The organism is Blautia acetica, from assembly GCF_038739805.1.
GTDB lineage: Bacteria > Bacillota > Clostridia > Lachnospirales > Lachnospiraceae > Blautia.
Map to the genome: position 1 here is coordinate 39001 of NZ_JBBEWO010000003.1, position 14203 is coordinate 53203.

9 protein-coding genes are annotated in these 14203 nt (G+C 43.8%); 1 reads left to right on the forward strand and 8 read right to left on the reverse strand.

The genetic code is table 11. The annotated features are described in order from the left end of the window. Positions 1 to 15 precede the first annotated feature (15 nt). The 6 genes from WBS51_RS02735 to WBS51_RS02760 all read right to left on the reverse strand — a co-directional run bounded on the left by WBS51_RS02735 (position 16) and on the right by WBS51_RS02760 (position 9980). A complete protein-coding gene (locus tag WBS51_RS02735; protein WP_294459129.1) occupies positions 16 to 1320 on the reverse strand; it encodes a TrkH family potassium uptake protein in 1305 nt (434 codons plus the stop codon). Next, positions 1317 to 3503 (reverse strand): protein translocase subunit SecF, encoded by a 2187-nt coding sequence (gene secF / locus WBS51_RS02740; RefSeq protein WP_294459130.1) that lies wholly within the window; start codon positions 3501 to 3503, stop codon positions 1317 to 1319. Before secF ends, WBS51_RS02735 begins: the two co-directional genes overlap by 4 nt. Positions 3504 to 3532: 29 nt before the next feature. Continuing rightward, a complete protein-coding gene (locus WBS51_RS02745; protein WP_173747179.1) occupies positions 3533 to 3955 on the reverse strand; it encodes a hypothetical protein in 423 nt (140 codons plus the stop codon). Positions 3956 to 4162: 207 nt separating this feature from the next. Next, positions 4163 to 6793 (reverse strand): pyruvate, phosphate dikinase, encoded by a 2631-nt coding sequence (gene ppdK / locus WBS51_RS02750; RefSeq protein ID WP_173747495.1) that lies wholly within the window; start codon positions 6791 to 6793, stop codon positions 4163 to 4165. 295 nt (positions 6794 to 7088) lie between these two features. Next, entirely contained in the window at positions 7089 to 8336 is a 1248-nt protein-coding gene (locus tag WBS51_RS02755) for a 6-phosphofructokinase (protein WP_294459132.1), read from the reverse strand. A 249-nt stretch (positions 8337 to 8585) separates the two neighbouring features. Next, entirely contained in the window at positions 8586 to 9980 is a 1395-nt protein-coding gene (locus tag WBS51_RS02760; RefSeq protein ID WP_173747178.1) for a glycine--tRNA ligase, read from the reverse strand. 260 nt (positions 9981 to 10240) lie between these two features. On the opposite strand from WBS51_RS02760, the gene asnB reads away from it, so the two are divergent. Continuing rightward, positions 10241 to 11821, forward strand: a complete 1581-nt coding sequence (asnB, locus tag WBS51_RS02765) for an asparagine synthase B (RefSeq protein ID WP_291683726.1) — start codon at positions 10241 to 10243, stop codon at positions 11819 to 11821. Here asnB and purF read toward each other — a convergent pair. Together purF and WBS51_RS02775 are read right to left on the reverse strand one after the other, a co-directional pair. Continuing rightward, positions 11818 to 13194 (reverse strand): amidophosphoribosyltransferase, encoded by a 1377-nt coding sequence (gene purF, locus WBS51_RS02770; protein WP_173747176.1) that lies wholly within the window; start codon positions 13192 to 13194, stop codon positions 11818 to 11820. The genes asnB and purF overlap by 4 nt on opposite strands. 116 nt (positions 13195 to 13310) lie before the next feature. Further along, complete coding sequence (locus WBS51_RS02775; protein ID WP_173747175.1) at positions 13311 to 14177, reverse strand: YitT family protein; 867 nt, start codon at positions 14175 to 14177, stop codon at positions 13311 to 13313. Positions 14178 to 14203 lie beyond the last annotated feature (26 nt).

Genomic DNA, 14203 nt, shown 5'->3' on the forward strand with positions numbered 1-14203 from the left:
TTTATTTTCTCCTTTTTATCCTATTGCAACTTCTTCTTCTGAATATCTTGCTCTTGGCTCTGAACGGTTGACCCATATAGTAATCAAGGTGATGACTCCCACTCTTCCGGTAAACATCACAAGGATGATGACTACTTTTCCTGCCACACTAAGCCCCGGCGTAATTCCCGTGGAAAGTCCCACAGTTCCAAATGCAGAAACCACCTCAAATAAGAGCTGCATAAAACTCAGGTCCGGTTCCAGAATACACATAAAAAATACTGCAATGCATACTACAGTTCCTGAAAGAATGGTAATCATGAAAGCCTTTGAAATATTCTGCTCAGATATATTCCGCCGGAATGCATGCACAGTTCCTTTGGTACAGGTTCCTCTTATCTTCTGAAACATGATAAAAAAGGTACTTGTCTTGATACCGCCGCCTGTAGAACCCGGAGATGCACCGATAAACATCAGAATACACAGTACAAACAACCCTGCATTGGTAAATTCGCCAATGGGATAGGTGGAAAAACCAGCCGTTCTTGCAGAAACACTCTGAAAGAAGGCTCCCAGCCATGTAATATTTTCTGTTATTTTCAGCAGAACCGTTCCCACTGCAAGCAATACCACACTGGTAACAATGACCACTTTGGAATGAAGCGTCAATTCCCGGAAGCATCTCTGTTTCAGCAAATCCAGAATGACCAGAAAACCCAATCCGCCAAAAATAATCAGAATACTGGTGGTCATATTCAGTAAAACATCATTCTGATAAGGCGTCAGATTTCTAAGTCCTCCCAGAATATCAAAGCCCGAGTTGTTAAAGGCCGCAATGGAATGGAAAATGCTGATTCCTATGGCATGCAGTGTATCGTAATCCCTGCTGAAAACCAGAAAACTTAACACTGCTCCTCCCGCTTCAAAGCATAAAGTCATTAATAATACGGCCTTTACCAGTTTTACAATTCCCTTATAGGTGTCAATGTTTAAGGCTTCCTTTACCATCATCCGGCTTTTAAGACCAACCTTTTTTCTTGCCACCAGCATGAGACCTACTCCAAGGGACGTGACACCCAGGCCGCCGATTTGTATCAGAGCTGCAACAACTCCCTGTCCAAAGGCGGTAAAGTGGTCCGCTGTATCAATGGCAATCAGACCCGTTACACAGACCGCACTGGTAGAGGTAAACAGCGCGTCTATCACGGATACCTCTGCGCCGTCCTTTACAGATATAGGAAGGAGCAGCAAAATCATTCCGAGGAGAATGACGGCCGCAAATCCTCCCACAATCATTCTGCCGGGCGGCTGACTTCTTAAAAACATATTCATCTTTTTCATTTTTCTTTTCGTCCTGTCTTTTTTTTCTGAATCCTTTCTTTGTGTTCTTCCCACCATACCCATAAAGGTCCGGCAATACAAATAGAAGAATAACATCCTGAAACAAGTCCGGCCAAAAGAGGCAGTGAGAAATTCGTAATAGATTCCATTCCGTAAACAACTGAAACAATCAAAATAATAGCCGCACACAATACTACGGTAAATGCAGTATTAATGGAACGCTGCAGGGTTTCTGTGGTACTGATATCCACCAGCTCCGCCAGGGTATTCTTCTGCTTCACGCCGTTTCTGTGTTCACGTATTCTGTCATATAATACAATGGTATCATTGATAGAATATCCGATAATTGTCAGGGTAACTGCCACAAATGCATCGTTTACCGGAATCCGGAAAATTCCAAACACAAACAAGACTATCAGAATATCGTGAAGCAGCGCTATTACAGCTGTAACACCGGATGCAAGTCCTCCCAGAGCAGAAAACCGAAGGCGAATATATACCACAATAAACAGGAAAGACAGCACAATGGCAATGGCTGAATTTTTCAATGCCTTTGCACCGATATAAGGTTCTACTGCTGAAGTTTCTGAGGTTTCAAACTGATTGTCGTTTCCCTCATTAATAGCAGTTAAAATTTCTTTCTGCTGGTCAGGGGTCAGCCCGTTCTTTCCGGACAGCGTAATAACCAGATTCTTTTCTCCTGTAGCGGAATCTTCAGAGGTCTGTACATTCACACTTCTGTCCACAATCTCCTCTACCTTTTTCTGAATTTCTCCGGTATCTGCCTCTTTGCTGTATGTATACCGCAAGATAACTCCGCCGGTAAACTGCGTATCCAGCTTAATTCCGTTTACAGAACTCCATATGGTTCCCACGATGAGCATTGCCAGACTGGCCAGGAAGAAATACCTCTTTGCCTCTGCAAATTTCAGTATCTTTTTTTCCTTTTTTCTTCGGAACCATTTTTCTTTATTGAAGAACTTGTATCTTATTACAGAATTCAACATATATCTGGACATCCAGACGCCTGCCAGCAGATTGATAATTACACCGGTAAGCAGTGTATATCCAAAACTAAGCATGGTACCGGAACCAAAAATCATCAAAATTCCTGCTACTGCCGCGGTTGTAATATTTCCATCCAAGACAGAGGAAAATGCCCTTTTGTATCCATTCTTCACTGCAGTTCTGACGGAATTTCCTTTTTTCAGTTCTTCGCTGATTCGTTCACTGATAATAATATTGGCATCCACCGCCATACCAGCCGACAAAATCAGGCCTGCAATTCCCGGCAGTGTAATGGTATACTGAGGAACGGAAATAACCAGAACCTGCAGTGCGATCTGAAAGGCCAGTGTCAGGCAGCTTATCACTCCCGGAAGACGATACCAGCATATCATAAACAGACAAATCAGTATCATTGCAATTTCTGCTGCCAGCGCCATGGCATTTAAAGCCTTACCGCCAAGTGTGGGACTAATCGTACTGTAATTGGTCGTCTCCATGGAAAAAGGAAGAGCGCCTGAATTAATCTTGTCCGAAAGGCTCTGTGCTTCTTCTTTCGAGGACATACCTGTAATTTCTGCTTTGCCGCCTGTGATTTTGGCATTGACCGTGGGATTGGAAATCAGTTCTTCATCCATATAGATTCCCATATTCTGTCCCACAAGCTTTTCTGTGGCTTCTGCAAATTTCTTTGCACCTTCACTGCTGAATTCCAGTTCCACCACATATCGCTTCTGCTCATCTAAACCTACCTGGCTTCTGGAAATATCGGAGCCTTTTATATACACGGTATTGTCCGGACCGCGGAAGGTCAGTTCTGCCATTTCTCCAAGTTCCTGGATAGCTTCTTCCGGATTAAAATCTTTTTCATCCGACTTCCAGGGAAATCTCACAATCACATCCCCTGCTTTTTCATCTACCGTTACTTCCCTGTCTAAAATGTTCTGTGCGTCGAGACGTGTCTCAATAATCTCCCTGGCCATTTCCAACTGTTCCTCTGTTGGTTTTGTCTTCAGACCTGACGGTTCAAAAACAGCTTCCACACCGCCTCGGATATCAATTCCGAAACGCATGTCACGAATTCCTTTGATATCCTCTCCGCATCCGAAAACTGCAAGGCACACAAACAGAACGATTACTGCAAGAGCAACCCAAATATGTAATTTTTTATTTTTCATTTTTTCCCGCTTTCTTTATAACCTTTATTTTATAAAGTTCCGAAAGCAAGACTTCGTTTTTTTCCGTCTTTTTTTAATAGGATATAATACTCGCGCAGAAAACGCGCAAAAGAAAAGGAATAAAACTGAATGTACGACAAATAGACCCTCTTCAGACATACACCCAAAGAGAATATAAGAAATGCCAAAAGTTCCATGGAAAGTCTGTAAACATGTTTACGCTGCTCAAATTTCTGTGCAGAAAAAACTTCCTTCTGACTCTCCAGACGCATATAGTTCTCGTGAAGAATTTTCTTCTCCACATTATCCGTATACTTTGCTTCTGTCTGCATACCTGATCCGGATTCTTTCACAAAAACCTCCGAACCTTCGGACAGCAAAAAAGAAGGCAGAAAAATGCCAAACATAATCATTAACACAATTGCAACTGTTGATTTTAATCTGTGCTTCATTTTTCTCTCCTTCCTGTTTTTCACAAAGTATATAGAGAGTAACATTAAATGCATGATATGTCAATACATGATTTTCTTCTCTCCACTCTGTTCTATTGAAAAGAAACAGGACTCTGCCTTGTATCGTTCAGGTTTCCGAAAGAATCCTATACCAAGGCAAAGTCCTTTTATGTTACATATTTTTACTTTTTACAATCTGCCAAAGCATTAAGCCCTTTTCGCATTGATAGCTGCCTGAGCTGCTGCCAGCCTTGCGATAGGTACACGGAATGGTGAGCAGGAAACGTAGTCTAAGCCAATCTTATGGCAGAATTCTACAGAACTTGGGTCACCGCCGTGTTCTCCACAGATACCGATGTGTAAGTTTGGATTTACAGGTTTACCTAATTTGATAGCTGTTTCCATTAATTTACCAACACCAATCTGGTCTAATTTAGCGAATGGATCGTTTTCGAAGATTTTAGCATCATAGTAAGCATCTAAGAACTTACCAGCATCATCACGAGAGAATCCGTATGTCATCTGTGTTAAGTCGTTTGTACCGAAGCAGAAGAAGTCAGCGTCTTTAGCGATTTCGTCAGCTGTTAATGCAGCTCTTGGGATTTCAATCATTGTACCAACTTCGTAGTGTAATTCAATACCAGCTGCTGCGATTTCAGCGTCAGCTGTTTCAACAACGAATTTCTTAACGTATGCTAATTCTTTTGTATCTCCAACAAGTGGAATCATGATTTCCGGGCAAACGTTCCAGTCAGCGTGAGCTTTCTGTACGTTGATTGCTGCACGGATAACAGCTTTTGTCTGCATCTTAGCAATTTCTGGGTAAGTAACTGCAAGACGGCATCCGCGATGTCCCATCATTGGGTTGAACTCATGAAGAGAATCGATGATTGCTTTAATCTGTTCAACTGTTTTGCCCTGAGCATCTGCTAATTTCTTGATATCTTCTTCTGTTGTAGGAACGAACTCATGTAATGGCGGATCCAGGAAACGAATTGTAACTGGGTTACCTTCAAGAGCTTCGTATAATTTTTCGAAATCTCCCTGCTGTTCCGGAAGGATTTTCTCAAGAGCAGCTTCTCTTTCTTCTACTGTTTCAGAACAAATCATTTCACGGAATGCGTCAATTCTGTCACCTTCGAAGAACATATGCTCTGTACGGCAAAGACCGATACCTTCTGCACCAAGCTCACGAGCTTTGACAGCATCTGCTGGAGTATCAGCATTTGTACGAACTTTCATTGTTCTGTATTTATCAGCCCATCCCATGATTCTTCCGAATTCACCAGCGATTGTAGCATCTACTGTTGGGATAATTCCATCATAGATAGCACCTGTAGAACCATCCAGAGAAATGCTGTCTCCTTCATGGAATTCTTTTCCGCCTAATGTAAATTTCTTGTTTGCTTCGTCCATTGTGATATCACCACAACCGGATACACAGCATGTTCCCATACCACGAGCAACTACGGCTGCGTGAGATGTCATACCGCCACGAACTGTCAGGATACCCTGAGCGCTCTTCATACCTGTGATATCTTCCGGTGATGTTTCCAGACGAACAAGGATAACTTTTTCTCCTCTTGCAGCCCATTCAACAGCGTCATCTGCTGTGAATACGACTTTACCGCAAGCAGCTCCCGGAGATGCTCCAAGTGCTTTGGACATTGGTGTTGCAGCTTTTAAAGCAGCAGCATCAAACTGTGGGTGAAGCAGTGTATCTAAGTTACGTGGATCGATCATTGCAACTGCTTCTTCTTCTGTTCTCATGCCTTCATCAACAAGGTCACAAGCGATTTTCAGAGCAGCCTGAGCTGTTCTCTTACCGTTACGTGTCTGCAGCATATACAGTTTACCGTGTTCTACAGTAAATTCCATATCCTGCATATCTCTGTAGTGTGTTTCCAGAGTTTTGCAAACTTCTTTGAACTGAGCAAATGCTTCCGGGAATTTCTGTTCCATTTCGGAAATGTGCATTGGAGTACGAACTCCGGCAACAACGTCTTCACCCTGTGCATTTGTCAGGAATTCTCCGAACAGACCATTTTCACCTGTAGCCGGGTCACGAGTAAATGCAACACCTGTACCACAGTCATCGCCCATGTTACCGAATGCCATCATCTGTACGTTAACAGCTGTACCCCAGGAATATGGGATATCGTTGTCACGACGATATACGTTAGCACGTGGGTTGTCCCAGGAACGGAATACGGCTTTAACAGCTCCCATTAACTGCTCTTTAGCGTCAGCCGGGAAGTCTTCACCGATTTTTTCTTTATATTCAGCTTTGAACTGTCCAGCCAGAGTTTTCAGGTCTTCTGCTGTAAGTTCAACGTCAAGAGTAACACCCTTTTCTTCTTTCATTTTGTCGATAAGCTCTTCAAAGTATTTCTTACCAACTTCCATAACTACGTCAGAGTACATCTGGATAAATCTTCTGTAGCAGTCCCATGCCCAACGAGCATTTCCTGATGCTTCTGCCAGAGTTTCAACAACTTCTTCATTTAAACCAAGGTTCAGGATAGTATCCATCATACCTGGCATAGAAGCTCTTGCTCCGGAACGAACAGATACAAGAAGTGGATTTTCTTTATCTCCGAATTTCTTTCCTGTTACTTCTTCCATTTTAACGATAGCTTCCATGATCTGTTCCATGATTTCATCGTTAATCTTTCTTCCATCTTCATAGTACTGAGTACAAGCATCTGTTGTAATTGTGAATCCCTGTGGTACCGGAAGACCTAATTTTGTCATCTCAGCAAGGTTCGCACCTTTACCACCGAGAGTGTTTCTCATGGATGCGTCACCTTCGGTGAACATATAAACCCATTTTGCCATTTTGAACATTCCTCCTAAAAGTAGATACTAGAAAAATAAATTGTTCAGTCCTTATTTTTCCCGGTGCAGGCTAACTGCGCTCGCACACAATATATTTTATCATAAGAAGTCATATAGTCAAGCAAGATTTGTTAATTTTTTTGCAATTTTTCCTGATTTTCCCTTCTATTTCCGTCAAAATTCCACAATACAAAATTGCATTTCATAATATGAAATAAATGGACATAAAATCAGCCCGGACCCCCATCCGGACTGATTTTCCTTCTATATAAAACCTTCTCACAAAACCTGTATCTTATTTCTTTTTCATCTTCAAAACAAGATGTCGCGGCAGACCATTTACCATAATCGGCTGATAATCTCCCTGAATCAGTGGTTTGATATAATCCACAAAGTCTTTTGTCACATAGTTGGCCTCCCGGTTCATCCATTCTCTCGGAACCAGCTTCTCTTCATTGGCAATTCTATGCACATCATAAATTCCGGTAGCGCTCATATACGGGTCATCAGAAACACGGTCAATCACTATCATCTTTCCGGTGTCCCCTTCGTCTGCTGCTTTCACAGCAGCACCGCCTACCATAAAGGCCTCGTCAATATCCACTCTGGACGCCATATGGGAAGCGCTTCTCTGAAGAGTAGATAATTCCACTGCTCTTGTCTTGCAGCCGCACTCTGCTGCCAGGAAGTTAGCCAGATAGGTAGCGGTTCCCTGAAGCTGCTTGTGTCCGAAAGCGTCTACATAGTCTCCTACGCTGCCAAGTTCGCAGACATAACGTCCGTCCTCCAGCTTAATCCCCTCAGAAACAGCAATGACAATAGACGATTTCTTTTTCAGAAGTTCTTTCACCTTCTTTAGGAATTTGTCTATATCAAAGGAAACTTCCGGAAGATAGATTAAATCCGGTCCATCGCAGTCTTCGGTCTTGGCCAGCGCCGTGGCACCGGTGAGCCAGCCTGCATTTCGTCCCATAATTTCCATAATGGTAATCATGTTCTTTTTATAGGTAAGTCCCTGAGCATCCCGAATGACTTCCTTCGTGGATGCGCCAATGTATTTGGCCGCACTGCCGAATCCCGGCGTGTGGTCTGTAAGCGCTAAATCGTTGTCAATGGTCTTTGGCACTCCCAGAAACTTCTGGCTCTGCCCTGTCAGAATCGCATAATCTGACAGTTTCTTAATGGTATCCATGGAATCATTGCCTCCGATATAAATAAAGGCATCAATTTCCAGTTTGTTTAAAATATCAAAGATTTTTTCATAAATCTCTTTATCCTGATGAATCTCCGGCAGTTTAAAACGGCAGGAGCCCAGAAATGCGGACGGAGTCCTTTTTAAAAGTTCAATGTCAAGTTCGGAGTGAATCTGTGTGGACAAATCTACATACTGCTCATCCAGTAATCCCTGAATGCCGTGAAGCATACCGTATACCTTATCAAATCCACGCTCAATAGCATTCTTATACACACCTGCAAGACTGGAATTAATGACAGCTGTAGGTCCGCCTGATTGTCCTACAATAATATTTCTTTTTTTCGCCATTTCGCCCTCTCCTCCTTTTTTTGAAAACGGAATCTATTGAAGATTATAACAAAAAAAATCCATACATTCAATAGATATATGGATTTTTGCACATTATTTTTATGTTTTTTCAAAGTTTTTTATGTATTTCATACAACTTTTCCGGTTTATGCGGCATCAGCTGACAAATTATCACCACTGCCCCTCTTTCGTAAAATACCAAAAGGAGGCCATCGCTTTAAGCAATAGCCTCCAAAATTTCAGACTACCTTAAAATGTGAATTTTTCTTCAAAGTAATCTTTCAAGTCTTCAATCTTAATTCTTTCCTGCTCCATGCTGTCTCTGTCACGAACCGTTACTGCTCCGTCCGTCTCAGAGTCAAAATCGTAAGTTACACAGAACGGTGTACCAATTTCGTCCTGACGACGATAGCGTTTTCCAATGTTTCCTCTGTCATCAAATTCACAGTTGTATTTCTTGGAAAGCTGTTCAAATACTTTTAAGGCGCCTTCGTTTAACTTCTTAGACAGCGGCAGTACACCAATTTTCACCGGTGCCAACGCCGGATGGAAGTGAAGTACGGTACGTACATCATTCTTCTCTGCGTCCAGAACCTCTTCATCATAAGCGCTGCACAGAAATGCCAGTACCATACGGTCTGCACCAAGAGACGGCTCAATCACGTATGGAATGTACTTCTGATTTGTTTCATCATCAAAATAGGTCAAATCCTGTCCGGATACATTCTGATGCTGTGTCAAATCATAATCGGTTCTGTCGGCAATGCCCCAGAGCTCGCCCCAGCCAAAGGGGAACAGGAACTCTACGTCTGTAGTGGCCTTGCTGTAGAAACTTAATTCTTCCTGGTCATGGTCACGGTAACGGACTTCTTCGTCTTTTAATCCCAGACTGTGCAGCCAGTCTAAGCAGAACTGTTTCCAGTATGCGAACCACTCCAAATCCGTATCCGGTTTACAGAAAAATTCCAGCTCCATCTGTTCAAATTCGCGGGTACGGAATGTAAAGTTACCCGGTGTAATTTCGTTACGGAAGGATTTCCCAATCTGGGCAATACCGAAAGGCAGTTTTTTCCGGGAGGTTCTCTGAACATTCTTGAAGTTTACAAAGATACCCTGTGCGGTTTCCGGTCTCAGATATACGGTGTTTTTCGCGTCTTCTGTAACGCCCTGGAAAGTTTTAAACATCAGGTTGAACTGACGGATATCGGTAAAGTTGTGCTTGCCGCAGGTCGGACATGGAATCTGGTGCTCTTCGATAAAGTCTTTCATCTTTTCCTGGCTCCATGCGTCTACGCTTCCTTCGATTTCAATGCCTTTTTCAGCACAGAAGTCTTCGATAATCTTATCTGCACGGAAACGCTCATGGCACTCTTTACAATCCATCAGCGGGTCAGAAAAACCGCCCAGATGACCGGAAGCTACCCATGTCTGAGGATTCATGAGGATCGCACAGTCCACACCAACGTTGTAAGGGCTTTCCATTACAAACTTCTGCCACCATGCTTTCTTAACGTTGTTCTTCAGCTCAACTCCCAGGTTTCCGTAGTCCCATGTATTAGCCAGACCTCCGTAAATTTCAGAACCCGGATATACAAATCCTCTGGATTTTGCAAGTGCAACAATCTTTTCCATTGTCTTTTCCATTGTACAATCTCCTCTATTTCTACAGTTTATAAAATTTATTGCATTTTACTGATAGGGACTATTATACCTGTTAAATCTTATCTTTTCAACCTCTAAAAAGGGAGTTTTTTCACAGAATGAAATTAACAGTTGACAAAACACCCTCCCAAGTATAAAATACAAGCCATATCAGACAAGGGCGTCTTTTATGTGTTTTCGCATAAAAGGCGTCTTTTTGTTATATAAAAACAGGAATATAAAGGATATGGAGGTATTTGATTATGTGTTCAGTTATGGGATATTGTGACAGCGGCCTTCTTCTGGAAGAATTTCAGAAGTATTTTCAGAGAACGGTTTCCAGAGGACCGGATGACAGCCGCATAACAGATACGGGAAAAGGCTTTCTGGGCTTTCACCGACTTGCCATTATGGGGCTTACCCCTTCCGGTATGCAGCCCTTTTCGCTGCATGGAAATCATCTGGTGTGCAATGGAGAAATCTATGGATTCGAGCGGATAAAAAAACAGCTTCTGGGAAAATACAGCTTTGAGAGCGACTCAGACTGCGAAATCCTGCTGCCTCTGTATGAGGAATACGGCACCGATATGTTTGCCATGCTGGACGCAGAGTTTGCCTGTATCCTCTATGACAGCAAAACCCAGGAATACATTGCAGCCAGAGACCCCATAGGCATTCGCCCTCTTTACTATGGACGGGATTCAAAAGGGGTCATGGTTTTCGCCAGTGAACCTAAAAATCTGGTGGGTTTATGTGAACATATCATGCCCTTCCCACCGGGACATTTTTACAAAGACGGCAAATTCGTGTGCTACTGTGACATTGCAAAAGCCGAAAACTACAGTGCTGACGATATGGAAACCGTATGCCAAAAGATTCATGACAAGCTCACTGCCGGAATTGAAAAGCGGCTGGTCGCCGATGCCAAGGTCGGTTTTCTCCTGTCCGGCGGTCTGGATTCTTCCCTGGTCTGTGCCGTGGCAGCACAAAAAAGCCAGGTTCCTATCCGCACCTTTGCCATTGGCATGAAGGAAGACGCCATTGATTTGAAATATGCCCGGCAGACAGCCGATTATATTGGCAGTCAGCACACGGAGGTCATCATCTCCAAGAAAGAGGTTCTGGCTTCCCTGGAAGAAGTCATTCAGCTCCTGGGCACTTTCGATATCACCACGATCCGCGCCAGCATTGGTATGTACCTGGTATGCAAAGCCATTCATGAACAGACAGACATCCGGGTTTTGCTTACCGGAGAAATTTCTGACGAATTATTCGGCTACAAATACACCGACTTTGCCCCTTCACCGGAAGAATTTCAAAAGGAATCACAGAAGCGGATTCGGGAACTGCATATGTATGACGTGCTCCGGGCGGACCGCTGCATTTCCGTAAATTCTCTGGAAGCAAGGGTTCCCTTCGGGGATTTGGACTTTGTACGCTACGTCATGAGCGTAAATCCAAAACTAAAAATGAACACTTACGGAAAAGGAAAATATCTACTGCGCCGCGCCTTTGAAAAAGGCCGGTATCTGCCCCCTGAGATTCTCTGGAGAGAAAAAGCTGCATTTTCAGACGCAGTGGGGCATTCTATGGTAGATTATCTGAAAGAATATGCAGACACTCAATACACCCAGAAAGAGTTTGAAGAGAAGCAAAAGGGCTATGCCCACGCACAGCCCTTTACCAAGGAATCCCTTTTGTACCGGGAAATTTTTGAAAAATATTATCCAGGACAAAGCCGGATGGTGGCAGACTTCTGGATGCCCAACAAAGCCTGGAAAGGCTGTAATGTAGACGACCCTTCCGCCAGAGTCCTGTCCAATTACGGTGCAAGCGGAGCCTAAATCTCTGTGGGATACCGGTTGTCAAAGCAAGCTTTGCAAAGAGGCAGACCTTCTGCCATAGCAGCCAAATCCTCCACTTTCATATATCCCAGGGAATCCGCACCAATCATCCTGCGGATTTCCTCCGTGGAGTGGGACACTGCCAGAAGCTGTTTATTGGAAGGCACGTCTGTTCCATAATAGCAGGGATAGAGAAAGGGAGGAGAGCTAATGCGCACATGCACCTTTCCGGCACCTGCCTGTTTTAAAAGCCGTATCAAATTGGCAATGGTGGTTCCCCGGACAATGGAATCGTCTACCAGAACAAGGTTCTTTCCTTTGACTGCCTGCTCCAGCACGCTGAGTTTCAGACGCACACTGGATTCCCGCTCCTCCTGTGTAGGTTTGATAAAGGTTCTTCCCACATAACTGTTTTTGTAAAAAGCCATTCCAAAGGGAATACCGGAGGCTTTGGCATACCCCTGTGCCGCAGTAATGCCCGAATCCGGCACGCCTGCCACCATGTCTGCCTCTGCGGGATAAACTTTCGCCAGGGCTTCTCCTGCTTTTAACCTGGATTCATAGACCGAAACCCCATCGATTTTGCTGTCCAGTCTGGCAAAATAAATGTATTCAAAAACACAGTGCGCCTGCTGCTTCTGACACAATTCCGTGTTGGAAAATACCTGCCCCTCGGAAATTGTCACAATTTCACCAGGACGGACATCACGAACAAACTCTGCACCAATGGCAGAAAGTGCACAGCTTTCCGAAGCAAATATATATGCCTCTCCCCGTTTGCCCAGACAGAGCGGCTTCAATCCCAGAGGGTCTCTTACGCCGATTAATTTCTGAGGACTGGCTATCACCAGGCCATAGGCGCCCTTGATTTTCTCTGCCGTCCGTAAAATTGCTTCTTCCACAGTTCTGGTATTCACTCTTTCTCTGGCAATGTAGTAGGCAATGACTTCTGAGTCCGTAGTGGTCTGGAAAATTGCACCGCTTTTCGCCAATTCTTCTCTCAGTTCCTTTGTATTCACTAAATTTCCGTTATGAGCCAGAGCCAGAGTACCCTTGATATAATGCAGCACTAAAGGCTGGGCATTATTTAACGCAGCCGCCCCTGTGGTAGAATACCGCACATGGCCGACACCCAGGTTTCCTTTCAGTTCTCTTAAATTTTCTTCTTTAAAAACTTCGTTTACAAGCCCCATGCCGCGATGTACATGCATATTTCCCACAGGCCCCTTTGTATCGCAGACGGCAATACCGCAGGATTCCTGTCCTCTGTGCTGCAGGGAAGACAGTCCGTAATAAACGGAATTTGCCACCTGTTCTCCTGCCGGGGCGTAAATACCGAATACGCCGCAGGCTTCTTTTATACGTTCTTCCAATGTTTTTTTCTCCTTTCCGCAGAAACGCAAAAAGACGCCTTGGATTTTCTCCAAAGCGCCTTTGCTTTACGATTAAGTAGTATACTCGAAATTCTGAATTTGTCAATCCCGTTTTCTCAATAATTTTCTTTCTGATAGAATCTTCCCAAAAGCGTATCTGTTTTCACCACATTTACAAATGCGTGAGGGTCTGCCTCCATCACCTTTTCGGTAAGGACTTTCGCCTCCATCGTTGATACCACGGAATATATCATTTTCCGCTTGGTATTGGAATACATACCCGTTGCTGTAAATTCCGTAGCGCTGTGGTTGGTAACCTCATAAATGGCCTGGTATACAGCTTCCGGTTCGTCCGTGATCACAAACAGCGTGACTTTCTTATACGTCTGATACAGCAGGTGAATCATCTGCGTGGAAGCATACTGAAAAATAATGGAATACAGAGCTTTGTCCCAGCCGAACAAATATCCTGCAACCAAAAGCACCATGGCATTTCCCAGAAGAATATAATTCCACACGTCCTTATTCTTCTTTTCCGCAAAATAAATGGCAATAAAATCCGTTCCTCCTGTAGAAGCGCCGCCGATTAACGCAATACTGATAGCCGCACCGTTAATCAACCCACCAAACACACTGATAAGCAGAATATCCTGGGTAATCGGTACGGAGGGTATTGCATCCGTAAGCACACTGGTAGCTATAATCAGCAAACTGGTGGTTATGGTAAAACGCTTGCCGATTGCCTTAAAGCTGATGATAGCCGGAATGGCATTCAACGCAAGGCTGATAGGGGAAAAAGGAACGGCAATAGCAAAAAAGCGGTCACAGATAGTCTGAAACAGCAGTGTCACTCCGTTAAATCCTCCCGGATACAATCCCCCTGCCCGCACAAAGGTCTTGATGTTCACAGCCATAATCACAGCGCCGATTAGACCAAAGATAATTCTCTTGGCTTCTCTTTTGGGGTCTATGTTTGTATTCACGTTTACACTCTCTTTCTTCTCCACGT

Coding starts and splice junctions, on each gene's coding strand:
- WBS51_RS02735 (WP_294459129.1), bottom strand. CDS start 1,320: ATGAAAAAGATGAATATGTTTTTAAGAAGTCAGCCGCCCGGCAGAATG.
- secF (WP_294459130.1), bottom strand. CDS start 3,503: ATGAAAAATAAAAAATTACATATTTGGGTTGCTCTTGCAGTAATCGTT.
- WBS51_RS02745 (WP_173747179.1), bottom strand. CDS start 3,955: ATGAAGCACAGATTAAAATCAACAGTTGCAATTGTGTTAATGATTATG.
- ppdK (WP_173747495.1), bottom strand. CDS start 6,793: ATGGCAAAATGGGTTTATATGTTCACCGAAGGTGACGCATCCATGAGA.
- WBS51_RS02755 (WP_294459132.1), bottom strand. CDS start 8,336: ATGGCGAAAAAAAGAAATATTATTGTAGGACAATCAGGCGGACCTACA.
- WBS51_RS02760 (WP_173747178.1), bottom strand. CDS start 9,980: ATGGAAAAGACAATGGAAAAGATTGTTGCACTTGCAAAATCCAGAGGA.
- asnB (WP_291683726.1), top strand. CDS start 10,241: ATGTGTTCAGTTATGGGATATTGTGACAGCGGCCTTCTTCTGGAAGAA.